This window comes from Sphingomonas sp. 22176 (assembly GCF_052045505.1).
Taxonomy (GTDB): domain Bacteria; phylum Pseudomonadota; class Alphaproteobacteria; order Sphingomonadales; family Sphingomonadaceae; genus Sphingomonas.
Genome location: NZ_JBQEPL010000002.1, coordinates 788,105 through 812,990 on the forward strand (window position 1 = coordinate 788,105; position 24,886 = coordinate 812,990).

28 protein-coding genes are annotated in these 24,886 nt (G+C 67.4%); 20 read left to right on the plus strand and 8 right to left on the minus strand.

From position 1 onward, the window contains the following. Window position 1: 1 nt before the first annotated feature. Complete coding sequence (pspA, locus tag ACTJKY_RS11570; RefSeq protein ID WP_440846173.1) at window positions 2-670, minus strand: phage shock protein PspA; 669 nt, start codon at window positions 668-670, stop codon at window positions 2-4. 404 nt (window positions 671-1,074) lie between these two features. On the opposite strand from pspA, the gene pspF reads away from it, so the two are divergent. Continuing rightward, the gene (pspF, locus tag ACTJKY_RS11575; protein ID WP_440846175.1) at window positions 1,075-2,106 is read left to right on the plus strand and encodes a phage shock protein operon transcriptional activator; all 1,032 of its coding nucleotides are present in this window, start codon (window positions 1,075-1,077) and stop codon (window positions 2,104-2,106) included. Between the two features lie 55 nt (window positions 2,107-2,161). On the opposite strand, the gene ACTJKY_RS11580 is transcribed toward pspF, so the two are convergent. Continuing rightward, a complete protein-coding gene (locus tag ACTJKY_RS11580) occupies window positions 2,162-2,989 on the minus strand; it encodes an alpha/beta hydrolase family protein (RefSeq protein WP_440846177.1) in 828 nt (275 codons plus the stop codon). Between the two features lie 246 nt (window positions 2,990-3,235). Here ACTJKY_RS11580 and ACTJKY_RS11585 point away from each other — a divergent pair, with 246 nt between their 5' ends. Next, window positions 3,236-4,282, plus strand: coding sequence for an extracellular catalytic domain type 2 short-chain-length polyhydroxyalkanoate depolymerase (locus tag ACTJKY_RS11585; protein WP_440846179.1), 1,047 nt, complete (start codon window positions 3,236-3,238; stop codon window positions 4,280-4,282). 9 nt (window positions 4,283-4,291) lie between these two features. Here the strand turns inward: ACTJKY_RS11585 and ACTJKY_RS11590 are convergent, their stop codons facing one another. Continuing rightward, window positions 4,292-4,684 carry a winged helix-turn-helix transcriptional regulator gene (locus tag ACTJKY_RS11590; RefSeq protein WP_440846181.1) on the minus strand — a complete coding sequence of 131 codons (393 nt, stop codon included), beginning with the start codon at window positions 4,682-4,684 and terminating at the stop codon, window positions 4,292-4,294. 102 nt (window positions 4,685-4,786) lie between these two features. On the opposite strand from ACTJKY_RS11590, the gene ACTJKY_RS11595 reads away from it, so the two are divergent. Beyond that, complete coding sequence (locus ACTJKY_RS11595; RefSeq protein WP_440846183.1) at window positions 4,787-5,560, plus strand: SDR family oxidoreductase; 774 nt, start codon at window positions 4,787-4,789, stop codon at window positions 5,558-5,560. A gap of 91 nt (window positions 5,561-5,651) precedes the next feature. Here ACTJKY_RS11595 and ACTJKY_RS11600 read toward each other — a convergent pair whose 3' ends face one another. Together ACTJKY_RS11600 and ACTJKY_RS11605 are read right to left on the minus strand one after the other, a co-directional pair. Next, a complete protein-coding gene (locus ACTJKY_RS11600; protein ID WP_121078186.1) occupies window positions 5,652-6,731 on the minus strand; it encodes a 1,9-bis(guanidino)-5-aza-nonane synthase in 1,080 nt (359 codons plus the stop codon). Between the two features lie 186 nt (window positions 6,732-6,917). Continuing rightward, window positions 6,918-8,144, minus strand: a complete 1,227-nt coding sequence (locus ACTJKY_RS11605) for a type III PLP-dependent enzyme (protein ID WP_440846185.1) — start codon at window positions 8,142-8,144, stop codon at window positions 6,918-6,920. A 154-nt stretch (window positions 8,145-8,298) separates the two neighbouring features. On the opposite strand from ACTJKY_RS11605, the gene ACTJKY_RS11610 reads away from it, so the two are divergent. The 4 genes from ACTJKY_RS11610 (at window position 8,299) to ACTJKY_RS11625 (ending at window position 10,654) form a co-directional block, all read left to right on the plus strand. Next, on the plus strand, window positions 8,299-9,267 hold the full coding sequence (locus tag ACTJKY_RS11610) for a threonine ammonia-lyase (protein ID WP_440846187.1): 969 nt from the start codon (window positions 8,299-8,301) through the stop codon (window positions 9,265-9,267). After that, window positions 9,239-9,451, plus strand: a complete 213-nt coding sequence (locus tag ACTJKY_RS11615) for a hypothetical protein (protein WP_440846188.1) — start codon at window positions 9,239-9,241, stop codon at window positions 9,449-9,451. Before ACTJKY_RS11610 ends, ACTJKY_RS11615 begins: the two co-directional genes overlap by 29 nt. After that, entirely contained in the window at window positions 9,433-9,621 is a 189-nt protein-coding gene (locus ACTJKY_RS11620) for a hypothetical protein (RefSeq protein WP_440846189.1), read from the plus strand. Before ACTJKY_RS11615 ends, ACTJKY_RS11620 begins: the two co-directional genes overlap by 19 nt. Window positions 9,622-9,766: 145 nt before the next feature. Beyond that, window positions 9,767-10,654: an alpha/beta hydrolase gene (locus ACTJKY_RS11625; RefSeq protein WP_440846190.1), complete on the plus strand. Its 888-nt coding sequence runs from the start codon at window positions 9,767-9,769 to the stop codon at window positions 10,652-10,654. Between the two features lie 13 nt (window positions 10,655-10,667). Here ACTJKY_RS11625 and ACTJKY_RS11630 read toward each other — a convergent pair whose 3' ends face one another. Then, entirely contained in the window at window positions 10,668-11,324 is a 657-nt protein-coding gene (locus ACTJKY_RS11630) for an alpha/beta hydrolase (RefSeq protein WP_064313821.1), read from the minus strand. A 92-nt stretch (window positions 11,325-11,416) separates the two neighbouring features. On the opposite strand from ACTJKY_RS11630, the gene ACTJKY_RS11635 reads away from it, so the two are divergent. Genes ACTJKY_RS11635 through ACTJKY_RS11645 form a run of 3 tightly spaced genes read left to right on the plus strand, consistent with a single transcriptional unit; the run spans window position 11,417 to window position 13,937 of the window. Beyond that, on the plus strand, window positions 11,417-12,493 hold the full coding sequence (locus ACTJKY_RS11635; protein ID WP_440846191.1) for a cysteine desulfurase family protein: 1,077 nt from the start codon (window positions 11,417-11,419) through the stop codon (window positions 12,491-12,493). Continuing rightward, the gene (locus tag ACTJKY_RS11640) at window positions 12,490-13,608 is read left to right on the plus strand and encodes a cysteine desulfurase family protein (protein WP_440846192.1); all 1,119 of its coding nucleotides are present in this window, start codon (window positions 12,490-12,492) and stop codon (window positions 13,606-13,608) included. Before ACTJKY_RS11635 ends, ACTJKY_RS11640 begins: the two co-directional genes overlap by 4 nt. After that, a complete protein-coding gene (locus tag ACTJKY_RS11645; protein WP_440846193.1) occupies window positions 13,605-13,937 on the plus strand; it encodes a 2Fe-2S iron-sulfur cluster-binding protein in 333 nt (110 codons plus the stop codon). The genes ACTJKY_RS11640 and ACTJKY_RS11645 overlap by 4 nt, the downstream gene beginning before the upstream one ends. A gap of 3 nt (window positions 13,938-13,940) precedes the next feature. On the opposite strand, the gene ACTJKY_RS11650 is transcribed toward ACTJKY_RS11645, so the two are convergent. Further along, entirely contained in the window at window positions 13,941-14,132 is a 192-nt protein-coding gene (locus ACTJKY_RS11650; protein ID WP_440846195.1) for a hypothetical protein, read from the minus strand. Between the two features lie 73 nt (window positions 14,133-14,205). On the opposite strand from ACTJKY_RS11650, the gene ACTJKY_RS11655 reads away from it, so the two are divergent. The 8 genes from ACTJKY_RS11655 to ACTJKY_RS11690 all read left to right on the plus strand — a co-directional run bounded on the left by ACTJKY_RS11655 (window position 14,206) and on the right by ACTJKY_RS11690 (window position 21,504). Then, a complete protein-coding gene (locus ACTJKY_RS11655) occupies window positions 14,206-16,896 on the plus strand; it encodes a bifunctional [glutamine synthetase] adenylyltransferase/[glutamine synthetase]-adenylyl-L-tyrosine phosphorylase (RefSeq protein WP_440846197.1) in 2,691 nt (896 codons plus the stop codon). A 10-nt stretch (window positions 16,897-16,906) separates the two neighbouring features. After that, complete coding sequence (locus tag ACTJKY_RS11660) at window positions 16,907-17,380, plus strand: peroxiredoxin (protein WP_440846199.1); 474 nt, start codon at window positions 16,907-16,909, stop codon at window positions 17,378-17,380. Continuing rightward, on the plus strand, window positions 17,377-18,180 hold the full coding sequence (locus tag ACTJKY_RS11665; protein ID WP_440846201.1) for a ferritin-like domain-containing protein: 804 nt from the start codon (window positions 17,377-17,379) through the stop codon (window positions 18,178-18,180). The genes ACTJKY_RS11660 and ACTJKY_RS11665 overlap by 4 nt, the downstream gene beginning before the upstream one ends. A gap of 123 nt (window positions 18,181-18,303) precedes the next feature. Then, window positions 18,304-19,479, plus strand: a complete 1,176-nt coding sequence (locus ACTJKY_RS11670) for a M23 family metallopeptidase (protein ID WP_440846203.1) — start codon at window positions 18,304-18,306, stop codon at window positions 19,477-19,479. A 40-nt stretch (window positions 19,480-19,519) separates the two neighbouring features. Beyond that, window positions 19,520-19,864 carry an iron-sulfur cluster insertion protein ErpA gene (gene erpA / locus ACTJKY_RS11675; RefSeq protein WP_440846205.1) on the plus strand — a complete coding sequence of 115 codons (345 nt, stop codon included), beginning with the start codon at window positions 19,520-19,522 and terminating at the stop codon, window positions 19,862-19,864. A 10-nt stretch (window positions 19,865-19,874) separates the two neighbouring features. Beyond that, window positions 19,875-20,645, plus strand: a complete 771-nt coding sequence (gene xth / locus ACTJKY_RS11680; RefSeq protein ID WP_121078164.1) for an exodeoxyribonuclease III — start codon at window positions 19,875-19,877, stop codon at window positions 20,643-20,645. A gap of 221 nt (window positions 20,646-20,866) precedes the next feature. Continuing rightward, entirely contained in the window at window positions 20,867-21,145 is a 279-nt protein-coding gene (locus ACTJKY_RS11685) for a hypothetical protein (protein ID WP_440846207.1), read from the plus strand. A 95-nt stretch (window positions 21,146-21,240) separates the two neighbouring features. Beyond that, window positions 21,241-21,504, plus strand: a complete 264-nt coding sequence (locus ACTJKY_RS11690; protein ID WP_440846208.1) for a hypothetical protein — start codon at window positions 21,241-21,243, stop codon at window positions 21,502-21,504. Between the two features lie 49 nt (window positions 21,505-21,553). Here ACTJKY_RS11690 and ACTJKY_RS11695 read toward each other — a convergent pair whose 3' ends face one another. Beyond that, window positions 21,554-22,711 (minus strand): N-acetyltransferase, encoded by a 1,158-nt coding sequence (locus ACTJKY_RS11695; RefSeq protein WP_440846209.1) that lies wholly within the window; start codon window positions 22,709-22,711, stop codon window positions 21,554-21,556. 151 nt (window positions 22,712-22,862) lie between these two features. Between ACTJKY_RS11695 and ACTJKY_RS11700 the strand changes: the two genes are divergently transcribed. Both ACTJKY_RS11700 and ACTJKY_RS11705 read left to right on the plus strand, forming a co-directional pair. After that, window positions 22,863-23,969: a fatty acid desaturase family protein gene (locus ACTJKY_RS11700; protein WP_440846210.1), complete on the plus strand. Its 1,107-nt coding sequence runs from the start codon at window positions 22,863-22,865 to the stop codon at window positions 23,967-23,969. A gap of 126 nt (window positions 23,970-24,095) precedes the next feature. Then, window positions 24,096-24,881: a polysaccharide deacetylase family protein gene (locus ACTJKY_RS11705; RefSeq protein WP_440846211.1), complete on the plus strand. Its 786-nt coding sequence runs from the start codon at window positions 24,096-24,098 to the stop codon at window positions 24,879-24,881. Window positions 24,882-24,886 lie beyond the last annotated feature (5 nt).

The following is a 24,886-nucleotide window of genomic DNA, read 5'->3' on the forward strand; positions in this document are numbered from 1 at the left end:
GTCAGGCTCCCTTGTTGAGACGAGCCTTCAGCGCTTCGAGTTCGGCATCGACCTTTTCCGACGAGCGGAGTTCGGCGATTTCCTCTTCGAGCGTCTTCGGATTGCCGCCCAGGCCCATCGCATCGGCACGGCCTTCGGCCAGATCGACGCGGCGTTCCAGGATGTCGAAGCGCGAGAAAGCGTCCTGCATCTTCGACCCGTTGGTCATTTCCCGCAAGCGGGCGCGGTTGTTCGCGCTTTCCAGGCGGGCGACGACCGAGTTCTGGCGGACGCGGGCTTCGCGCAGCTTGTTCTGCAGCTTGTTGATGTCCTCTTCCGAAGCGCGGAGCGCCTCATCGAGCACGGCAATTTCCTGCTGCAGCTGGTCGCACATGTCGGCGGCCTTCTGGCGTTCGACCAGGGCGGCCTTGGCGAGGTCCTCGCGGTCCTTGGACAGGGCCAGCTCGGCCTTTTCGGTCCAGCTTTCCTGGAGCTTTTCCAGCTTCGCGATGTGGCGGCGCATTTCCTTCTGATCGGCGATCGTCCGAGCGGCGCTGGCGCGAACCTCGACCAGGGTTTCCTCCATCTCGAGGATGATCATGCGGATCATCTTCGCCGGATCTTCGGCCTTATCGAGCAGGTCGGTAACGTTGGCGGCGATGATGTCGCGGGTTCGCGAGAAGATACCCATGATATTGCGCTCCTTCGACTGTTCTTTGGGGGTGCCGCCGGAAGGGATGGGGGCCCTTCCGGCGGCCCCGGCACCTCCGAGGGAGGCGGTGCCGGGGAGACCTCGTGTGCCCGCTTCAGGCGATCGCCGGGGCCACCGCGCCGGCGGTGAGAACCACGCTGGCGAGGAAGGCGAAGGAAACCGCCACGAAGGCGTTGCGGAGGGTGTGGATCTGGTGGGTCATGATCGTGTTCCTGAACCTTGGTAGGTTGAAGTTGGTGCCCGTCATCGGGCTTGCCTCCATCTTTGCAGGAGGCGTGCCAGTTTTTGAAAACGGCAGAAAACCACCATTTCCTGTTTGACTACAAATGTAGTTTCGCAAATTGCACTTGCTAACAGTTGGGAAAATTCGCCAAGCTTGGGGAATGGAGCGGATCACCCAAGTTATCGGCCAGTCTTCGGCCTTTCTCGACGCGCTGGAACAGGCGAGCCGGGCTGCGGCGCTCGATCGCCCGGTGCTGGTGATCGGGGAGCGCGGCACCGGCAAGGAGCTGGTCGCCGAGCGTCTCCACCGCCTGAGCCCGCGCTGGGACCAGCCGCTCGTCACGATGAACTGTGCAGCACTGCCCGAGACGCTGATCGAAGCCGAATTGTTCGGCCACGAGGCGGGCGCCTTCACCGGCGCCACCAAGGCGCGCACCGGGCGCTTCGAGGAGGCCGATGGCGGTACCTTGTTCCTCGACGAACTGGGCACGCTCTCGATGGGCGCGCAGGAGCGGCTGCTGCGCGCAGTGGAATATGGCGAGATCACCCGGATCGGTTCCTCGCGCCCCGTGCGGGTCGACGTGCGCATCGTCGCGGCGACCAACGAGCATCTGCCGGACCGGGTGGAGAAGGGCACCTTCCGCGCCGACTTGCTCGATCGCCTGAGTTTCGAGGTGGTGACCTTGCCGCCGCTACGCCACCGCGGGGGTGACGTGGAGGTGCTCGCGGAGTTCTACGGCCGGCGCATGGCCTCAGAGCTGGGCTGGCAGGATTGGCCCGGCTGGGGGCCGCATGCGCTCGACGCGCTGCTTTCCTATGACTGGCCGGGCAATGTCCGCGAGCTGCGCAACGTGGTCGAGCGCGGGGTCTATCGCTGGGATCGCGGCGGGCCGATCGACCGGATCGAGATCGACCCGTTCGCTTCGCCCTATCGGCCTCGTCCGATGGCATCCTCGATGAGCCCGGTGGAGAAGCCGGCCGAGCCCGCCGCGCCGCCGCCCGCGCCGTCGACACCCCCGGATCTCGGCGGCGACTTCAAGACGCGGGTTTCGCGGTTCGAAAAGCAGCTTCTGTCGCAGGCGCTGGCCGAGCATCGCTTCAACCAGCGCGCGACCGCCGAGGCGCTGGGGCTGACCTATGACCAGCTGCGCCACGCCTTGCGACGGCACGATCTGCTGGGGGCAGGGGGGTGATTATTGCGAACCGCTCGCGATATTGTTGCGAGCGGTTAGCGATAAGGCGGCGCTATCAGTCGCCAAACGCCTGCGCCGCGATGAAATCCGCCACCTGCTTCCCCTGCGGCGTATCGGGCAGAAGGACGTTGCGGTGATCCGCCCCGCCGGGGGCGAGCTTCACCACCGTGTCGCCCGAGGCGAGCGCCGCCTGCACATAGGGCGCCATCTGCGCGGCCAACGCACCGACGACGATCAACTGGTGGACGCCGAGCGGCAGATGGTCCTGCGGACTGGCGAGCGCATAGGCGGCCGGCTTTTCCGCCGGCGTGCCGCCCATGAAGCGAACCACTGCCGGGCCGCCGCAAAGCGTCGCATCGGCGTCAGGGAGCGGCGCCAGCGTACCCGGGCCGTCGATCGCCACCGCCGTCACCGGATTGACCGCCATCCTGCCGGCGATCGGACCCCCGAGCTTCGGCCGGGCGGCGATCCACAGCGCCAGCTGCGCGCCCACGTCATGTCCCACCACGGCGACATGGCCGAGGTCGAGCGGCTGGGTTCGGGCGAGTACCGCCAGATAATCGGTTGCGGCGGCCATGTCCTCGAAGGTGCCCGGCCAGCCGCCGCCGGGATTACCGGTGCGGCGATAGTCGATGTTCCAGGTCGCGATTCCGCGCGCCGCCAGCGCTGCGGCGAGCGGCGCGGTGTCGCGCAGGTCGCCCTGTGTCGCGCTCCAGCAGCCGCCATGGACCAGCACCGCGACGGGGAAGGGTCCCTTGCCCTGCGGCAGTCGCAGCTCGCCCCGCTGTAGCGGATCAGCGCCATAGCGGGCGACCAGCGTCGGTGCGGACGCCTCCCCCAGTCGTTCGGGGACTTCGCCTTGCGCGCGTGCAGGAGCTGCCATGGTTAACAGCAGCAGCGGAAGCAACGGGCGAAGCATCGGGGGATCCTGTTCTTGGCGGTTGCGTCGGAACCGCGGGGAGGCTCTATAGCGCCGCACCGGGCGGCTGGCGAGCGGCGCGTCTGCAGGGCCCTTTTGACTTCGCGGCTGCAGCGGATCATGATACAAGCAGGCCAGGTCGCACCTGTGTCCAGCGATAGCCGGGGAGCCGTCGCGGCGCGGATCATCATAGTCACCGGGGGGTGAAAGATGCGCGCCTTTTCCTTGCTGCTTTCGCTGCTTGCCTTGTGCTGGGGCCCTTTTGTCACCGCCCAGGAACTACCGGCGCTGGGGGCCGATCGCACCCAAGTCTCCGTCTCGGGACTTTCCTCGGGCGGCTTCATGGCGGTGCAATATTCGGTCGCCTGGTCCAGCGAGGTGATGGGCGTCGGCGTAGTGGCGGGCGGGCTGTACAATTGCGGCGCGCGGTTCGCCGGGTTGGGCGCTCCGGCCGTGATTGCCAACTGCATGGATCGGGCGTGGTCCGCGGAGGATAGTTGGCGCGCGGTAACCGGCTTCGCACGCGATCGGGTGATCGACCCAGTGTCCAACATCGCCCGTCAACGCGTTTATCTGTTCAGCGGCAGCCATGACTCGGTCGTCGTGCCCGCAGTGGTGCGTTCCGTGTTCGACTTCTACAGGCTTGCCCGAGTGCCTGGTTCGGCGCTGCGCTATGTCGACTCGCTGCCGGCAAGCCATGCCTTCGTCTCTGCGACGGTGGGCGGACCCTGCGAGCAGAAAACGTCGATCTATGTCGTGCAATGTGTCGACAACGGCCGGAATTACGACCAACCCTTTGAGATATTGAACCATATCTATGGACTGAGGGGCGCGCCCGCCGCGCCGCTTTCGGCCCGCCCGATCGCGTTCGACCAGCGCCTATATGGCAGCGGCTTCGCAGCGATGGCGAACACGGGCTATGCCTATGTCCCCGAGGAGTGTCGCCGCCGATCCGGCTGCCGGGTGCATGTGGTCTTCCATGGCTGCGTGCAGAGCGTCGATTCGCTGGGCGGCAGCGACGTCATCTATGCGCAGCTCGGCTATAACCGCTGGGCCGACAACAACCGGATTATCCTGCTCTACCCGCAGGTCGACAAGTCGCCGACCTGGGCGGGCATGCCACTGACCTGGCAGGTCAATCCCTTCGGCTGCTGGGACTGGTGGGGCTATAGCCAGACCTTCGGCTTCCAGCTGCGCCACGGGCTGCAGATCGACTCGGTGCGGCGAATGGTCGCAAGGCTCGAGCAGCAGCCCTGACCGGGAAGGTCACGCCTTGGCGGCGCGCGCGTCGAACGCCGCCCGTGCGGCCTCGATCCGATCCAGATTGGCCGCGGCCCAGAGCCACACGCCGCAGAATGCCTCGGCCAGCGTGCCGCCCAGATCGGTGAGGCGACAGTCGACGCGCGGTGGGATGACGGCATGGATGGTGCGGGTCACCAGCCCGTCGCGCTCCATCTGGCGCAGCGTTTGGGTGAGCATCTTCTGGCTGATGCCGGGCACCGCCTTGCCGATCTGGGTGAAGCGCAACTCGCCCTGCTCGATCAGCGTCTCCAGGATCAGCATCGTCCACTTGTCGGCAACACGGCCGATCACCTCGGTGACCAGCGCTTCGACGCGCGGATCGACGTCGGCATGGGGCGTGGGGGCGGGGGCGGACATCACGTCACTCTCTTTCGGGTGCGTATAAATCTTTCGGGTGCCTTCTTTCGTTGGGAGCCTAGCGGCGTACATCGCCGCCAGCAATCAGCACTGGAGGCTATGATGAAGACCAGCGGCAACACGATCCTGATCACCGGCGGCGGCTCGGGCATCGGCGAAGCGCTCGCGCGCCGGTTCCACGACGCGGGCAACACGGTGATCGTTGCAGGGCGGCGGCTAGAGGCGCTGCAGGCGGCGTGCGAGGGGCGGGCGAACCTGCATGCGATGACGCTCGACGTGGAAAGCGCGGAGGGCGTTGCGGACTTTGCCGGCCGGCTGCTCGCGGCGCATCCGGGGCTCAACGTGCTGATCAACAATGCCGGGATCATGCGGTTCGAGGCGCTCGACGCGAAGCGCGACCTCGCCGGCGCAGAGGCGACGATCACCACCAATTTGCTCGGCCCCATCCGGCTGATCGACGCGCTGGTCGAGCATCTGGCGGCAACGCCCGACGCGGCGATCGTCAACGTCACCTCGGGGCTGGCCTTCGTGCCGCTGGTGACCACGCCGACCTACAACGCCACCAAGGCGGCGATGCACAGCTACACCGTCTCGCTGCGCGCGGTGCTGGAAGGCAAGGTCGAGGTGATCGAACTGGCGCCGCCGGCAGTGCAGACCGAGCTTACCCCGGGCCAGAGCCAGCGCCCGGGCTACCAGCCGCTCGACGACTTCGCCGACGAGGTGATGGCGCTGTTCGGTCAGGTGCCGACCCCGAAGGAAGTGCTGGTCGAACGGGTAAAGGGTCTGCGTTTCGCCCAGCGCGAGGACCGGTTCGACGAGGCGCTGGCGCAGCTGACCGCGATGGCGAAGGCGGCGCGGGAAGCGGTGGAGGGGTGATCCCTAAGATCCTCCCCGTGCCGGGGAGGATCGCATAGCAAAACGGCCGGGGATCGCTCCCCGGCCGTTTCGTTTGTTGGTCCCGAAAGGCTCAGGCGAACAGCTTCGCCCAGCCGCGCTTGGCGCGGTCCTTCCAGTAGCCGCGGTGGTACGCGTCAGATGCCAGCAGCGGCATCACCGAACCGGCTTCCGCGAACACCATCTGCTCGATGCCGGTGTTCACCTTGCCCCAGCTGGCGGCTTCCTGCAGCGTCGAGGACGAGCAGGCGCCGTCGCGCACGTCGGCAACGGTGATCTGCACCGCGTACTTGTGCACTTCCACATCCTCGTGGCCGAGGATCTCGGCGCAGACCACGGTGTCCTGGATGAAGTTCTTCGGCACACCGCCGCCGATCATCAGCAGGCCGGTGGTGCCCGCCTGGATCTTGATCTCGGTCAGCTCGCGGAAGTCTGCGACGGCGTCGATCATCAGGTACGGCTTGCCCGCCTTCATCTGGTCGACCTGGTGCTTGACTAGGCCGAAGCCGGCCGAGCTGTCGACGAACGCCGGGCAGAAGATCGGCACGTCATGCTCATAGGCGAGCTTGACGAGGCTGTTTTCCTTCTTGCCGTGCTCCGACAGATACTTGCCCATCTCGCGGATGAAGGCGCGGCTCGAATAGGCACGCGGCTCCAGCTCGTTCGCGATCTTGTTGATCGTGAAGTCGCAGTCCTGGAGCTGCTCCTCGTCGATGTACGTGTCGTAGATGCGGTCGATGTAGAGCGAGCGCAGCGTGTCGTCGTCGGGGATCTCGAGCGCCTGATAGTGCTTGTGGCCCAGGCCCTCGAAGAAATCCATGTCGACGATGGTCGCGCCGGTGGCGACGATCACGTCGACCATGTTGTTGCGCACCAGGTCCGCATAGAGATCCATGCAGCCGCCGGCCGAGGTCGAGCCCGCGATGACGAGGCAGACCGTGCAGTCCTTGTCGGCCAGCATGTCGTTGTAGATCTTGGTCGCGCGGCCGAGGTCGCGGCTGGTGAAGCTCATATCGGCCATCGCATCGACGATCGGACGCGCGTCGAAGCTCTTGATGTCGATGTGCTTGACCTGCTTGGAAAGCAGCTCGGCCTTGCGGTTGTCGTTGATCGGGGCGTTGGCCGCCGCGGTCTTGGTGAGGCTGTCGGACATGGGAACTCCCATTTTCACATGGCCGCCGTCATTCAAAGGGGACGCGGAAACCCATCAATTCCCCTTCCGCTTGCGGGAGGGGTTAGGGGAGGGGCTGTTCGGCCGCTCCCAACCTGGAATACGCCATGCCCTCCCCCGACCCCTCCCGCAAGCGGGAGGGGAGCGAGGTCGGATAGGCCGTGTAGATTACAGCTTGACGACGTTCGAGGAAACCTCGGCGGCCTCGTCTTCGCCGGTGTAGAGCGAGACCATCGGCTCGTCGTCGACGATCACCGTGTCGCCGGCGGTGAAGCCGTTGAAGCCGGTACGCATCGCCGCACCATAGGCGCCGAGCATGCCGATCTCGATATAGTCGCCTGCCTGCATGTCGGCCGGCAGCTCGAACGGGCCCGCCATGCGATCCATGTCGTCGCAGGTGGGGCCGTAGAAGCTGAAGCCCATGTCCTTGGCATTCGAATCCGGCTCGCGAAGGAGACGGACCGGGAAGCGCCAGCCGATATGCGCCGCATCGAACAGCGCGCCGTACGCGCCGTCGTTGATGTACAGCTCATCGCCGCGACGACGCTCGACGCGCACGATCAGCGAGCTGTATTCGGCGCACAGCGCACGGCCCGGCTCGGCCCACAGCTCTGCCGAATAGGAAATCGGCAGGCTTTCGAAGGCGCGGTGGATTGTCGCGAAATAGCGCTCGAGCGGCGGCGGCTCCATGCCGGGATAGCTGGACGGGAACCCGCCGCCGACATCGACGACGTCCACGGTAACGCCGGCCTCGACGATGGCGGCGCGGGCGCGCTCCATCGCATTGGCATAGGCTTCCGGCGACATCGCCTGGCTGCCGACATGGAAGCAGATGCCCAGGGCATCCGCCACCTGGCGAACCGCGATCAGCAGGTCCTTGCTCTCGCCCGGGCCGACGCCGAACTTCGACGCGAGGCTCAGCTTCGAGTGATCCGACGAAACGCGGAGGCGTACGCACAGCGTGAGATCGGTGGCGCCCTTGGTGGCGCGGACGATCTTGTCCAGCTCTTCCATGCTGTCCAGGCTGAAGACGCGAACACCGTACTCGAAATACGCCTCGGCGATGGCTTCCTCAGCCTTTACCGGGTGCATGAAGCACAGGGTTGCTTCCGGCGCGACACCGGCGACGAGGCGAACCTCGGCGATCGATGCGACGTCGAAATGCGTGATTCCGCTCTCCCACAGGATCTGGATCAGATCCGGCGAGGGATTGGCCTTCACGGCATACATCGAGCGACCCGGAAACTTCTCGGCGAAGAAACGGGCCGCACGCGATGCGGCGTGCGGGCGGACGAGCGTTACCGGTTGGACCGGACGAAGCTTAGCGATGTCGGCAACACGGGCGGTGCCGATCTGGGTGGTCGCTAACCCCAGCGCGCGATGATGCTTGTGCAACTCAAGGGACCTCCAAATGCCGCGAGGCAAACATTGACGAAAAGCTGCCTTGCGGTTGGAAGTCCCATGGGGCAGCGGAGGAGCGCACATATGCGCGTCGGACCCCCGTGTAAAGTGATTCCAGGGTCCGTTTTTTCACGGTGAGGGATACCCTGTGACGATTCTGCGACAGCCTACCCGTGCAGGAGTCCGCGATGCCGCCGCCAAGGTGGCTGCGATCCTGCCGCCGACGCCTTTGCTGGTGCAGGAGGTGCGCGGCGTGCCCGTGGCGTTCAAGGCGGAAAGCCTGCAGCCGATCGGCGCGTTCAAGATCCGCGGCGCCTGGCACCGGCTGACCGCACTCGACGAACGGGTGCGTGACAAGGGCGTGGTCGCCTTCTCTTCGGGCAACCATGCCCAGGGCGTGGCCTGGGCGGCGAAGCGGCTGGGCATACCGGCGGTGATCGTGATGCCGGCCGACGCGCCCAAGGTGAAGCTGGAGGCGACGCTGGCGCTGGGGGCTGAGGTTGTTCGCTATGATCGCAAGACCGAAAGCCGCGAGAAGATCGCCGAGCAGCTCGCGCATGCCCGCGGCGCGGCGCTGGTGCCGAGCTTCGACGACCCCTGGATCATCGAGGGGCAGGGGAGCGCCGGGATCGAGGCGGCCAGGCAGATGGCCGAGGCGGGTCTGGACGGCCCGGCGCGGGTGCTGGTGCCCTGCGGCGGCGGCGGGCTCTCCTCCGGAATCGCGCTGGCGCTGCCGGAGGCCGAGATCTTCCCGGTGGAGCCCGAGGGCTGGGACGACATGCGCCGAAGTCTCGAAGCCGGTTGGATCGAACCGGTCGGAGACAATCCGCCGCCTACGGCGTGCGATTCGCTACAGACGCAGCGGGTTTCTTCACTTACCTTCGAGGTGCTTGCGCGGCGCGGTGCCACCGGCATCGCAGTCAGTGAGCGGGAGATCAGAACAGCACAGCGCTGGGCAGCGGCAAAGTTGCGCCTGGTGGTGGAGCCGGGGGGCGCAGCGGGAATCGCCGCGCTGCTCGCAGGCAAGATCGCGGCGGAACCCGGCACCCTGGTGGTCGTTTCGGGCGGGAACGTCGACCAGGAGGATTATGCGCGCGCGCTCGGGGGAACGGAATGACCGCGGCAACCCACTCGGCGGGGCGATTGCTCTGGTCGCCAGCATCGGTACGCTCGCGCTCGGCCATTTCCTCTGGTTCGCGCTGCGCATCGTCTATCGCAGCGATCCCAAGCTGGCGGCGGCCGCGGCCTGCTGCTGCGTCTGCCTCGTCACCGGCGTGACCGTATGGGCAGTAGTAACCTGAACGGACTTTCCGGCTTCTATCCGCTGACGATGGGCATCGCCATGCTGGCAGTGCTGGCGCTCGCCTGGGGCGGCGTGACCGTGCTCCGTCGCGGCGACCGGCAGCGCGGCGTGCTGATGCTGGTCGCCGCGCTGGTGATTTTGGGCAATGTGCTGATCTGGACGATATAGGGCGCGGCCTCCCAAGCTGCGCTCTCCTCCCGCTTGCGGGAGGGGAGCTCTCACTGTCGCGAGATCGTTACATCTTGCGACCTATTTCGAGTCGCCGGCGCTTGCCCATCTGCGATATCCTGCCGCCCGCAGCAGGAGAGCCAGGATGCGCGCGATCGGGTGGGTGGTAGCCGGACTGTTCCTCGCGGGTCCGCCCGTGCTCGCCCAGCAGCAGGTCGAGCCGGCGGCGCCCTCGGCCTTCGCGCCGAAGCGCAACCTCGCTTATGGCACCGCGCCCGAGCAGAAGCTCGATTACTACCCGCCGACCGTCTTCACCCGTAGCGCGCCGCCGTTGGTCGTCTTCGTCCACGGCGGCGGCTGGGAGCATGGCTCCAAGGACAATGCGACGGGCGCAGCCAAGATCCGGCATTTCACCGGCAACGGCTATGCCTTCGCCACGATAGACTATCGGCTCGTGCCCGGCGCTACCGTCGAGCAGCAGGCGCAGGACGTGGCCGCATCGCTCGCCTTGCTGGTGGCGCATGCCCGCGAACTCGGCTTCAACCCGAACCGCATGGTGCTGATGGGGCATAGCGCCGGCGCGCATCTCGCCGCGCTGGTCGCCACCGATCCGCGCTACATGCATGCGCAGGACCTGATGCTGGACCAGCTGCGTGGCGTGGTGCTGCTCGACGGCGCGGCCTATGACGTGCCCGCGCAGATAGCCGAGGCCGGGCGTTTCATGCGGCCGATCTATACCGAGGCGTTCGGCACCGATCCGACACGACAGCGCGCCTTGTCGCCGATCGCGCATACCAAGGGGCCGAACGTGCTGTCGTTCCTGATCCTCCACGTCCAGCGCGAGGACGGCACGCGCCAGTCCGAAGCGCTCGCCAAGGCGCTGCGTGCGGAAGGATCGAAGGTGCGGGTGGAGAGCATCGAGGGGCAGGGGCTGCGCGGGCATGTTGCGCTGAACCGCCGACTGGGCGAGGCAGACTATCCTGCCACCGCCATTGTGGACCGCTGGCTCGGCGACACCTTAATGGGCCGCTGAGCCAGCGTCGATCTCAGCGGATCGGGCAGTTGGGGTCGAGCCGCATGTCGAGATAGCGGTCAACCGAGCCCATCAGCTGATCCATCTCGTGCTCGAAGAAATGGTTCGCGCCCGGGATGGTGTCGTGGTGGATGGTGATGTGCTTCTGGGTGCGCAGCTTGTCGACCAGCTTCTGCACCGCTCCGGGGGTGACCACCTCGTCCTGCTCGCCCTGGATGATGATGCCCGAGCTGGGGCAGGGCGCGAGGAAGGTGAAGTCGAACATGTTCGCCGGCGGCGCGACCGAGATGAAGCCGCGGATTTCCGGGCGGCGCATCAGCAGCTGCATGCCGATCCAGGCGCCGAAGCCGAAGCCGGCGACCCAGGTGGACGAGGCCTCGGGGTGGAAGCTCTGCACCCAGTCGAGCGCGCTGGCGGCGTCCGAGAGCTCGCCGATGCCGTTGTCGAAGGTGCCCTGGCTCTTGCCGACGCCGCGGAAGTTGAAGCGCAGCGTCGCGAAGCCGCGGCGCTGGAAGGTCTTGTAGAGATCCTGGACGATGCGGTTGTTCATCGTGCCGCCCGCATTGGGATGCGGGTGGAGGATCATCGCAACCGGGGCGCGCGGGCGCGGGGCGGGGGCGAAGCGGCCCTCGAGGCGGCCTTCGGGTCCGGGGAAAATGACTTCGGGCAAGGCGGATCCTGTTCAATAGGGAGATGCGCGGTGGAGCGCAGGAACATGGTCGCTATATAGGCAGCGGGTCCCTTCACGCAATTGGAACGCCATTGGCCGCTAGACTCTATCTGGATCACGCCGCGACGACCCCGATGCTGCCGGAAGCGGTGGCGGCGGTGATGGAGGGTATGACGCGCTGGGCAAACCCCTCGTCCCCGCATGGCGACGGGCGCGCGGCGCGGGCTGCGCTGGAGGATGCGCGGCGGCGGATCGCCGCAGCCTATGGCTGGGCGCACGAATTGCTGCTGACCAGCGGGGCCAGCGAATCGCTGGCGATTGCGATGGGCCGTAGCGTTGCCGCGCGGCGGCTGATCACCGCTGTGGAGCACGATGCGGTGCTGCGGCTGGGCGAGGGCGCGGCGGTGCTGCCGGTGACGGCGGGCGGCGTGCTGAACCCGGAAGCGCTGGCGGCCGCGCTGCAGGGCGAGGGCCGGACGCTGGTGTGCGTACAATGGGCGAACAGCGAGACCGGGGTGCGCCAGCCGATCGCGGCGATCGCCGACATCGTCCAAGGCGCGGGCGGGCTGCTGCTGGTCGACGCCGCCCAGATGCCGGCGCATGCCGATGTCGACGTGCTGCGCCATGCCGATCTGGTCGCGGTCTCCGCCCACAAGCGCGGCGGGCCGCCGGGGATCGGGGCGCTGCTGGTGCGCGATCTGGGCGTGTTGCTGCCGACCGGCGGGCAGGAAAAGGGCTATCGCGCAGGTACCGAGAACCTGCCCGGCGCGCTCGGCTATGCCGCTGCGGTGGCGGTGCCCGAGGATCTCGCGGCGATGGCGCGGCTTCGGGCGCGGCTGGAAGCGGCGATCCTTGCGGCTGGCGGCGAAGTGGTGGGGGCGGAGAGCCCGCGCAGCCCGCTGATCGGCGCCTATCGGATGCCGCGCGTGTCTTCGGCAGCGCAGCTGATCCGCTTCGATCTGGCGGGTGTCGCGGTGTCGGCGGGCAGCGCCTGTTCCTCGGGCAGCATGCGGCCCAGCCATGTACTGACCGCCATGGGCTGGGCCGAGCCTGCGCTGCGCGAAGTGGTGCGGGTGAGCTTCGGGCGGAGCACCACGGAGGCCGATGTCAACCGTTTCGCCGAGCTGTGGCGCGCGACCTTCGAGGACGCGCGGGCGCGGGCGGCATGATCTATCTCGACTATCAGGCGACCACGCCGCTTGCCCCCGAGGCCCTGGCCGCGATGCTGCCCTGGCTGGAGTCGCAGCACGCCAATCCGCATTCGCCTCATGCGCCAGGCCGGGCGGCGCGGGCGGCGGTAGAGGTCGCGCGGGCGCAGGTGGGGGCGCTGCTGCCAGCGCGGGGAAGCCTCGCCTTCACCAGCGGCGCGACCGAGGCGCTCAACTGGGCGATCAAGGGCACCAGCGGACCTATCGCCACGCTGGCCACCGAACATGCGGCGGTGCTGGACACGGTGGCGGCGAGCGGGCGGCCGGCGACGGTGCTGCCGGTGGGCGCCGACGGGCTGGTGGATCTGGAGGCCGCCCGGGTGGCGATCTTGCCGGGCACCGGGCTGGTGGCGGCGATGTTGGTCAACAACGAGATCGGCGTGGTCCAGCCGATCGCCGAACTGGCCGAGATCGCCGATCAAGCAGGCGCGCTGTTCCTGTGCGATGCGGTGCAGGGCTATGGCCGGGTCTCGATCCCGGTGGTCTGCGATCTGGTCGCGATCTCCGCGCACAAGATCCATGGGCCTAAGGGCATCGGTGCGCTGTGGGTGCGCGAAGGGGTGACGCTGGCACCGCTGCTCCATGGCGGGGGGCAGGAAGCGCTCGGGCGCTCGGGGACGCTGTCGCCGGCACTGTGTGCCGGGTTCGGGGCTGCGGCGAAGATCGCGGCGATGCGAACCGAGGCCGACGCAGCCCATGTCGCCCGTTTGTTCGCACTGGCCGCCGAGCGCCTCCAACTATCCCCTCTACCTCCCGCAAGCGGGAGGGGGAATTTAGGCTGGACCCTCAACGGCTCCGCCACCCACCGCTACCACGGCAATCTCAACCTCCGCCGCGAGGGCCTCGACGTCGCGCGGCTGATGTCCGACCTGCGCGACATCGCCTTTTCTGCCGGCTCGGCCTGCGCCAGCGGCTCGGGCCGGCCGAGTCATGTGCTGCGCGCGCTGGGCCTTTCGGACGCCCAGGCGCGTTCCAGTATCCGTATCGGCTTCGGCCGAATGACCACCGAGGAGGAATTGATGACCGCACTCGACCGCATTTGCGCCGCCGCCGACGCCCAGCGGGTCGCCGCATGATCCGGGTGCGGTTCGAGGCGGCGAGCGGTGCGGCGCAGGAAGTGCAGGCGCCGCCCGGCGCCCGGCTGCTCGAAGTGGCGCAGAATGCCGGTCAGCCGCTGGAAGGCACCTGCGAGGGGCAGATGGCATGCTCGACCTGCCACGTGATTGTCGCGCCGGGCGATTTCGAGCGGCTGCCGCCGGCGAGCGAGTCGGAAGAGGATATGCTCGATCTCGCGATGGGCGCGGTGCGTACCAGCCGGCTGGCCTGCCAGATCCTGCTTACCGAGTCGCTGGACGGGCTGACCGTGCGCATGCCGCGCGCGCACCGGGACATGCAGGGGCGGTGACGCCTACCAGGTGCAGCGGGGATCGCGGTCGTTCAGCTTGGCGAGCAGCACTGCCATGTCCTGCGGCAGACCGAGGTCGCGCGCATAGGCATTGGCGATCGCCCGACCGATCCCGTCACATGCACGCGGCGGCTCGATGCGACAGGGAGTCGCTGAGTCTGCCGCCTGGGCCTTGGAGGGGATTGTATGAACCACGCTGCCCCAACGGCCCTGGGGCGCTTTCGTTGCTTGCCATAGTTGCGTTTCATCGCAGATTTACGGTTTTTGGATGATAGATTTCCGCGTGACAGATTCCGATATCTCCGCTGCGCTGGCGCGTATTGCCGAGCATTCTCCGTTTCTTGGCCTGGTGGCGGGACGCGAGCACGATATCGTAGAGGCACCCGGCCCGGCGCTCGCCGACCCGATTGGTGTCTCGGCCGTCCCGACCCAGGACATGGCCGAGCCGCGGGCGCTGCGCATCCACCGGCGGCGGTTGGCGCTGATCGCGGCGATCGGCGATCTTTCCGGTGCCTATGATTTCGGCCGCACCACGCGCCTGCTCAGCGATTTTGCCGACAATGCACTCGACCGCGCCATCCGCGCCGCGATCCGCGAGCGTACCCCGGATGCCGAACCGCAGGGCTTCGCCGCGATCGCGCTCGGCAAGCAGGGCAGCCGCGAGCTCAATTACTCGTCGGACATCGACCCCATCCTGATCTTCGATCCCGTGACGCTGCCCTGCCGTCCGCGCGAAGTGCCCGAGGAAGCAGCGGTGCGGATCGCCCGCCGGGTATTGGAGATCCTCCAGTCGCGCGACGGCGACGGCTATGTGCTGCGTGTCGACCTGCGGCTGCGGCCCTCGCCCGAGGTGACGCCGATCGCGCTGCCGGTGGAGGCGGCGATCAGCTATTATGAAAGCCAGGCGCTGCCCTGGGAGCGGGCCGCCTTCATCCGCGCACGCGTCGCGGGAGGCGATGTCGCGCTCGGCGAAAGCTTCCTCGATGCGATCCGTCCCTTCGTGTGGCGGCGCGCGCTCGACTATGGCACGATCCGCGAGATCCAGGAGATTTCGCGTCGCATCCGCGATCATTATCAGCAGGGCCAGCGCTTTGGTCCGGGCTACGACCTCAAGCGGGGCAGGGGCGGCATCCGCGAGGTCGAGTTCTTCGCGCAGATCCACCAGCTGATCCATGGCGGCCGTGATCCGGCGCTGCGCGTGGCCGCCACCCGCGACGCGCTCGCGGCGCTGGCGGCGGCGGGGCGGATCGATGCGGGGGAGGCGGCGGCGCTCGACGAGGCCTATGTCCTGCTCCGCACGATCGAGCATCGCCTGCAGATGATCGACGATCGCCAGACGCATACGCTGCCGAGCGATCCTGCCGCGCTCGACCATGTCGCGCGGCTGCACGGGCTGAACGATGGCCCTGCGCTGATCACGCTGCTTCAGCCGCATGTCGAGCGGGTCGGCCGCATCTATGACGCGCTGGCCGAGGCGGGCGGCAGCGGCTTGCCGAGCGATCCCGATACGCTGGGCGAGCGACTCGCAGAGGCGGGGTTTCCCGACGCCGAAATCGCCCGCCGCGTGGTGGAGGGCTGGCGGGGCGCCACTTATCCGGCGCTGCGCAGCCCGGCGGCGCAGAGCGCGCTCGAGGCGGTGCTGCCGACGCTGATGACCGGCTTCGGCGGCGCGCCCGATCCGCAGCATGCGATCACGCGTTTCGACGCGATGCTCAAGCGGCTGCCCAGCGCGGTGAACATCTTCCGCCTGCTGGAGGCGCAGCCGGCGCTCACCCGGCTGCTCAGCGCGATCCTCAGCCATGCGCCGACACTGGCCGAGCAGCTCGGCCGCCGCGCGGAACTGCTCGACGGGTTGATCGACGCCAGCGCGCTGGCGCCGGTGGGGGACGTGCCCGAGCTGGTGAAGACGATGGCGGCGGCCGAGCGCGGGGCGGATTATCAGTGGCGGCTCGAACATGTCCGCCGCATCGTCAATGAGAAGCGCTTTGCGCTGGGCGCGCAGATCGTCGCCGGGGCAAGCGACCCGCTCGACGTATCAGCCGGCTATGCCCGCGTCGCCGAGGCGGCAATCGAGGTGCTGACGGCCGCCACGATAGAGGAGTTCGCCAGCCAGCATGGCCGGGTGCCGGGCAGCGAGCTGGTGATCCTCGCGCTCGGGCGGATGGGCGGCGGTGCGCTCACCCATGCCTCGGACCTCGACTTGATCTACCTGTTCAGCGGCGACTATGCGGCGGAATCGGACGGGCGACGGCCGCTCGGCGCGGTGACCTATTACAACCGGCTGGCGCAGCGGGTGACGGCCGCGCTTTCGGTGCCTACCGCCGCCGGTCCGCTTTACGAAGTTGATACCCGGCTGCGCCCCTCGGGCACCCAGGGGCCCTTGTCGGTGTCGCTGGAAGGCTTTGCGAACTATCAGGAAAAGGACGCCTGGACCTGGGAGCATATGGCGCTCACCCGCGCACGGCCGGTGTTCGGCTCTGCGGAGGCGCGGGCGCAGGTGCAGGCGATCATTACCCGCGTTCTCCGAGGCGCCCGGCCTGAGCGCGACATCCTCGCCGATGCCGCCAAGATGCGCGCCGACATGGCCGCGCACAAGCCGCCGGCGGGGCCGCTCGATGCCAAGCTGCTCGACGGCGGGCTGGTCGACCTGGAGTTCGCGGTGCACGTCCAGCAGCTGTGCCACCGTACCGGCTTCGATCCGCAGCTGGGCAAGGCGATCGAAGCGCTGGCGGGGCAGGGGATCGTGCCTCCGGCGCTGCGCCCGGCGCATGACTTCCTCACCCGGCTGCTCGTGACGCTGCGGCTGGTCGCCCCCGATGCGCAGCCGCCGGGCGAGCGCACCCGCGCGCTGATCGCCCGCGCGCTCGGCCTGCCCGATTGGGAAGCGGTGGTTGCGACGCTCGATGCAACGCGGCAGGAGGTGCGCGACTGCTGGGCCAGCATCCAGGCCGGCAACTGACGGAGACCAGATGATGAGCATCGAGCAGGGCGACGCGCTCCCCAAGAACGCACTGGTAGCGGCGGACGGCAGCGCGCTGGCGCTTCCCGAATGGGGCGCAGGCGCACCGTTCGTTCTCTATTTCTATCCCAAGGACGACACCTCGGGCTGCACCCGCGAGGCGCAGGACTTCACCGCGCTGATGCCGGAGTTCGACGCGCTCGGCGTGAAGCTCCTCGGCATCTCGAAGGACCCGCCCGCCAAGCACCAGAAGTTCACCGCCAAATACGACCTCACCGTGCCGCTCGCCACCGACGAGAACGGCGCGCTGATGGAGGCGCTGGGGGTGTGGGTCGAGAAGTCGATGTACGGGAAGAAGTATATGGGCATCGAGCGCTCGACCTTCCTGTTCGACGCCGCGGGCACGCTGGTCCGCGCCTGGCGCAAGGTGAAGGTGCCCGGCCATGCCGCCGAGGTGCTGGAAGCCGCAAAGGCGCTCGGGTGAGCGAAAAGCGCAGCGTGGGCGCGGCGGTGCGGGCGGTGCTCGACGCCGCCGATCCGACCGACAAGGTGATGCGGGCCCGTGCCGCCGCGCGCGACTGGCGGCTGGGCCGTCTCGACTTCCGCTTCGACGTCGCGATGCCCGATCGCCCCGCGCGCCCGGACGCGCCCGAGCTGCTGCCGCCCAACCGCATGCCCAAGCGCGGGCGGGGCGGCTCCGAAAGGGGCCGGATCGCGCTGATCCACGCGCTCGCGCATATCGAATTCGTCGCGATCGACCTGGCCTTCGACCTGATCGGCCGGTTCGGCGCGCTATTCCCGACCGGCTTCACCGACGACTGGATGCGCGTCGGTGCCGACGAGGCGATGCATTTCGCGCTGCTCGACCGGCGGCTGCGCAGCCTCGGTAGCCATTATGGTGCGCTGCCCGCGCATGATGGTCTGTGGGATGCCGCCAGCGAAACCGCACACGATGTCAATGCACGTTTGGCGGTTGTGCCAATGGTGCTAGAAGCGCGCGGACTGGATGTCACGCCGGCCACGATCGAGCGGTTCGACGCGGCCGGCGACACGGTCACATCGAAGATTCTGACCCGCATCGTCACCGATGAGGTACGTCACGTAAGGGCTGGTACGGAGTGGTTTGAGTCGGCCTGCAAGGCCGCTGGTTGCACCCCCGAAACGACCTGGCACGCGCTGGTCCGTACCCATTTTCGCGGGGCCGTTAAGCCTCCGTTCAACGACTCGGCGCGCGAAGCAGCCGGTCTGACGCGGGATTACTATCAAGCGCTTGCCGCTGGCTGATTATTCTCCAAAAGAGTCCCCAAGCGGGACGGCGAGGTCAGGGGCTGCCCAATCCGTCCGCATCATCCTGAAGTAGAGTGTCGGATCGGTCCGACTTCGCTTCCATGAATGCGCCGGGGACTCATGGCTGTACCGTCTGAACGCAAGAACGACGATTTCGCACGCAAGTTCCGGGACTTCTTCACCACCCGCGATGTGATTCTCCACGAAGGCGGCAAGCTGCGCCGCTTCAGCGTCGGCGGCCGTTCGCAGGCGCTGTTCGCCACCGCCGCAACGCTGACCGTGCTCTTCTCCGGCTATGGCATGTCGCAGGCGATGGCGGGCGCGATCGCCTATACCGCGCCGGTTGCCGGTTCGCCCGAGGCACAGGTCGCCGCGATGCGCGCCGAGGTTGCCCGGATGCGCGCCGAAGTCGCGGCCGCCAAGGATGCCGCCAAGCTCCAGGCCGCCAAGATCGAGCAGCGCCAGGCGGTGCTGAACGCGGTCGTCTCGGGCAAGGCCGATCGTTCGGTGCTCGAAGCCGATCTCAAGGCCGTGCCGCAGCAGACCAGCGCGCTGACCGACGAGATCGTCGCACCGCTGCGCAAGGTCGAGGCGCGCCAGGTCGCGCTGGCGGCGCAGGCCCAGAAGGCCGGCGAGGCGCGGGTACGCCAGGCCTCCGCCCACATCCAGCATCTCGGCCTCGCGCCCAATCGCTTCGTCAAGGTCAATGCCGCGATGGGCGGCCCGTACGAACCGGTCAGCGACGAGGACGCCGCTGCGGCAACCAGCGCCGATGCCGACGCGCAGTTCCGCTCGTTGTTCGAGACCTGGAAGAAGCTCGACTCGATCGAATCGAGCACCATCTCGATCCCGTCGATGCAGCCGGTGCAGCATGTCAGCTTCACCTCGCATTACGGCGTCCGCTCGGATCCGTTCCGCGGCACCGCGGCGATGCATGCCGGAGTCGACATTCCCGGCCAGATGGGCACTCCGATCTACGCAACTGCGGACGGCGTCGTCTCGCACGCCGGTCGCCAGGGCGGCTATGGCAATATGGTCGAGATCAACCACGGCCATGGCATGGAAACCCGCTACGGCCATCTTTCCAAGATCCTGGTGGCGGACAACACCCGCGTTCATCGCGGCCAGATCATCGGCCTGATGGGCTCGACCGGCCGCTCGACCGGCACGCACCTCCATTACGAGGTCCGTCTCGACGGCCGCGCGATCAACCCGATCCCGTTCATCCAGTCGGGCGAGTATATCGCCCAGGCGCCGGTCGCCGGCGGCGTCGGCGGTCCGCGCGGCCAGCGCTGAGCGCATTGCCGGACGGGCATGGGCGCATTATCTGACGCCCATGACGACGACCATCGACCAGCCCACCATCGCGTTGACGCCCGCCGCTGCGGCGCGCGTCGCCGCGATCGCCGCCAAGCAGGCCAAGCCCGCCATCCTGCGGCTTTCGGTGGAAGGCGGCGGCTGTTCGGGCTTCCAGTATCGCTTCGGCATGGCCGAGGGGGTGGAAGCCGATGACAGCGTCGCCGAGGTGGATGGCGTGAAGCTGGTGGTCGACTCGGTCAGCCTCGACCTGGTCCGCGGCGCGCAGGTGGATTTCATCGACAATCTCGGCGGCGCGCATTTCGCGGTGACCAACCCCAACGCGGCATCCGGTTGCGGCTGCGGCACCAGCTTCTCGATCTGAGCGCAGCCCTTTGAAAATCGTCAGCTACAACGTCAACGGCATCAAGGCGCGCATTGACCGCCTGGTCGAGTATCTCACCGAGCAGCAGCCGGACATCGTGTGCCTGCAGGAGCTGAAGAGCTCCGACGACACGCTGCCGGTGGCTGCCATCGAAGCCGCCGGGTACGGCGCGGTATGGCACGGGCAGAAGGGCTTCAACGGCGTCGCCATCCTCGCCAAAGGCCAGCAGCCGGTCGAGCGCCAGCGTGGTCTCGCGGGCGATCCCGAGGATGCCCATAGCCGCTATATTGAGGCCGAGGTCGGCGATCTGATCGTCGGCGGGCTGTATCTGCCCAACGGCAATCCGCAGCCCGGGCCGAAGTTCGACTATAAGCTGCGCTGGATGGACCGCCTGTACGACCGCGCGGCGCAGCTGCTCGCCGAGGAGCGTCCGGCGATTCTCGCGGGAGACTTCAACGTCATTCCGAACGACGACGACACCTTCTCGGTACGCGCCATGGCCGAGGATGCGCTGATGCAGCCGGAATCGCGCGAGCGCTATCGCATGCTGCTGGCGCAAGGCTGGACCGACGCGCTGCGCACCCGCTTCCCGAAGGGCGGCGTGTGGACCTTCTGGGACTATCAGGCGGGCGCCTGGCAGCGCGACGCGGGCTTCCGCATCGATCATCTGCTGCTCAGCCCGCAGGCCGCCGACCGCTTCACCGGCGCCGGCGTCGACAAGGACTATCGCGGCCGTGAAAAGGCCAGCGATCACGCGCCGACCTGGGTGACGCTGCGCTAGGCGCAGCGCGACTGCATTATTTTTGCGAAGTTGGCGCAATGGTTGGCGCGACGCGCCAACTCTCGGCTGAAAATGCTGTATTGTGGCGTTATGACACTTCAGCGAATTTAGCTAAGTCATTGAAATTACAGGCCAGTGAAAACTGGCACGGGTCCTGCAATACTTCGAGGTACCGGCGAAAGCGAAGGAGCGTCGGCCCTTAAAGCAGACAGGAACCTGACATGAGCGCAATTCGCACACCCAAAATCCTCGGCCTGATACCGGCCGCCGTGCTGCTCGCCACGACCCTGACCGCTGCTGCGTCGGCCCAGGCCGCAGCGGAGCCGGAGCAGACCCAGGCGGCCGCGAAGAAGGATCTTCGCACGCTGGACCCGATCGCCCGACGCCTCGTCTGGTGCGTCGAGCGCAAGGCGGCCGACGGCACCGACAAGAAGATCAAGCAGTGCAAGACTCGCGAGGCGTGGATCCGCGAAGGCAACGACCCCTTCCGCGAATACTGATCGCCCGCAACCCCCTCTGGCATTTCACGAAGCGTACCAACCCCCGCATCGCGTGCGGCGGAACGATCCCGCACGCTTTTTTCAGGAGAAGAGACATGACCAACTTCGCTCGTACTGCTCGCATCGGCGCCACCCTGTTCGGCGCGTGCGCCCTGGTCGCTGTCGCCGCCGTTCCGGCCAGCGCCGCATCCGAGAAGGAAAAGCGCGTCGCAAGTGCCGCAAAGACGGAAGCCGGATCGGTCCGGGTGTGCGTGCAGTACGAAGCACCGACCGGCAGCCGCATCGCGCCGCGCCGCCAGTGCAAGACCCGCGATCAGTGGATCCAGGAAACCGGCATCGATCCCCTGGCGACCCGCTAAGCCGTCGGCCGGCAGCGGGCGGGGGGACCGTCCGCTGCCACCGCCGACCTTACAGCGGCTTCTGGTAGATCAGATATTCGCGGTTGATCTTGCTGTCGATCGCATCGGCGATCGCGATCATCCCCTGGTTGTCGTCGAGGATCCAGCCGATCTCGCCCCGGCTCGCGCCATAGTTGGCCACCGACGCGCGGCGGATATATTCGATCATCATGAAGGCCAGCTGGCTCGCCATGCGCGAGCTCTGCAGCCGCTTTACCACGCCCATCAGCGGCACGCGCATCGTCCGTGCCTTGGGGCGACGCAGCCACAGCAGCAGCTTGACCCAGCCGAACGGCAGCAGCGATCCCTTGAGCGGCTTCAGCGGCTCGTTGAGGTCGGGCAGGGTGACCATGAACGCCACCGGCTCGCCGTCATATTCGGCGATGCGGATCAGGTCGTTGAACACCAGCGGCTTCAGCTTCTTGCCGACATCGTCCACCTCGGGCTGGGTGAGCGGCACGAAGCCCCAATTGTCTCCCCAGGCATCGTTGAGGATGGCGAGAATGATCGCCGCTTCCTCGGCGAACTTGGCCTTGTTCACCTCACGGATGCGGATGCGGGCATTCTTCTCGCCGGCGGCGACGATGCGCTGCACGATCGGCGGGAATTCCTTGCTGATATCCAGCTCGTAGGTGACCAGCTTTTTGGCGGGGCCATAGCCCTGCGCCTCGATCCAGCCCTGGTAGCGCACGGGATGGTGGCCCATCAGCACGGTTGGCGAATGGTCGTGACCCTTCACCAGCAGGCCGGGCTCTTCCCAGATCGACAGGCTCACCGGGCCCAGTGCCTTGGTCATCCCCTTGGCGCGCAGCCACTCCTCGGCCTGCGCGATCACCGCCGCGGCGACCTGGGCGTCTTCCGCCTCGAACAGCCCCCAGAAGCCGGTGCCGGGGCCGAAGCCCTGCTCGGGCGGCATCTGCAGCGCCAGCGTGTCGATATGCGCCGAGATGCGGCCGACGACCTTGCCGCCCCGCTCGGCGAGGAACAGCTGGCCTTCGGCATGGCTGAACCAGCCATTCTTCTTCGGGCTGATCGTTCCCGCCACTTCGTCGCGGAGCGGTGCGACCCAATTGGGATCGTCGCCGTTCAGGCGGTAGGCGAGTTCGATGAACGCCTTGGTGTCGGCCTTGCCCGAAACGGGCCGGACCTTGAGATCGGCACTAGCCACGCGGAGTCCCCCAGAAATTCTTGACACGGCGCAATGCAGTCTTGCGTCCGAAGGCGCCTGTCAAGCCATAGGCGGCAGTGCAGCGGCTTGCCCCTTTCGGTGCCCTGTAATGCCACCATGTAGCCACTATCTAAGGCCAATGGCACTACCTATGACCCAATCGCTAGCCTTCGATCATCCGGACGCCCCGGACGCCGAAATCTCGGCGACGATCGCGCGTATCCGGCTGTCGGGCGTTCCGGACGACCGCGCCATGCTGCGCGCCGCCGCGGAGCTTACCCGCGATCTCCACACGCCGAGCAAGGCGATGTACTGGACCGACTGCTTCCTTTCGGCGGCGATCGGCTATGCCGGCATGGCGACCGCGATGTTCGCGGCCTCGCCTTGGGTGGCGGTGATCGGCGGCATCGTCGCGGTGCTCGCGCTGTACCGCGCCGAGCTGTTCATCCACGAAATCACCCATCTCAAGCATTCGCTGCTGCCGGGCTTCCGAACCGCGTGGAACATGTTCGTCGGCGTGCCGCTGCTGCTGCCGTCGTTCATGTATGAGGGCATCCACACGATTCACCATGCCCGTACCCGCTACGGCACCGATCAGGATCCGGAATATCTGCCGCTGGCGCTGATGAAGCCGTGGACGCTGCCGCTGTTCCTGCTCGTCTCGGTGCTGATGCCGATCGGGCTGCTGCTCCGCTTCGCGGTGCTGGCGCCGCTGTCGCTCTTCTCGCCGAAGCTGCGCCGCCTGGTCGTGGCGCGCTATTCGGGGCTGCAGATCAACCCGAAGTTCGAGCGCCGCGCACCCGAGGGCGAATTCCGCCGCCAGTGGTTCTGGCAGGAACTGGGCGCGAGCCTGTTCGCCATGACCCTGATCGGCATTACCGTGGCGGGCATCCTGCCGCTGCGCGCCTTCTTGGTGTACATCGCGATCGTGGCCTGCTCGGCGGTGATCAACCAGGTCCGAACGCTGGTCGCGCACCTGTGGGAGAATGAAGGCGAGCCGCTGACCGTGACCGCCCAGTATCTCGACAGCGTCAACGTGCCGGAGCCGGGCATCCTGCCATATCTCTGGGCGCCGGTAGGCCTGCGCTACCACGCGCTGCACCACCTGCTTCCGGCGGTGCCGTACCATGCGCTGGGCACGGCGCATCGCCGCCTGGTTGCCGCGCTGTCCACCGACTCGGTCTATCACCAGGCCAATTACCCGACGCTCTCGGGGCTGGTGGTGAAGCTGGCGCAGGGCACGCTGCGCCAGCGCTGATCGGCGCGGGCGACGAACGAGGGGCCGGGCACCAGACGGTGCGCCGGCCCTTTTCGTTTTCAGGCGTCGTCCCTTGCCTGTGCATCGCGCAAGGCTAGGCTGGCGCCGGGATCACAGGAGAGGATGATGCGGCGGCTTTTCGCAGCGGCGGTGCTTTGCGCGTGGATGGTGGTGCCGGCAGCGGCGCAGACGCGCTGGCCGAACGGCGCCAAGGCAGCGGTGGTGCTCACCTATGACGATGCGCTGGATTCACAGCTGGATCACGCCGTGCCGGCGCTCGATGCCGCGGGGCTGAAAGGCACCTTCTTCCTCGCCAATGTGAAGGAAGCCGATGTCGATCGCTGGCGCGCCGTGGCTCGGCAGGGCCATGAGCTCGCCAATCACACGATCTTCCATCCCTGCACGCACGACGTGTACCCCGCCGATCCGCGCTATGTGAGCGAGGCCTATACGAGCGCCAGCATGCTCCGCGAGATCGCGCAGCAGAACGTGCTGCTCCGCGCGCTGGACGGCAAGGATCGCCACGGCTTCGCCACGCCCTGTGGCCAAAGCCTGGCGGGCGGCAAGGACTATCTGGAGGATCTGCGCAAGGCCGGGCTCGTCACCTATGTGCGGGGTGCCGTCGACACGCCCGCCGACGCCCGTGCCGATGTCGCCAAGGCCGATCCGATGCACGTTCCCTCGCGGCCGTTCGGCGAGGGCGCCACGGCGGAGAAGATGATCGCCTATGTCCGCCAGGCCGAGCAGGGCGGCGGCTGGGCGGTGTTCCTGTTCCACGGTGTCGGCGGGGATTATTCGGCCGTCCTCGATGCCGAGCATCGCGCCTTCATCGCCTGGCTGGCGCAGCATCGCGGCGAGCTATGGGTGACGACGCTGCAGGGCGCGCTCGATTGGGCCAAGGCGCACCCCTGAGCGCG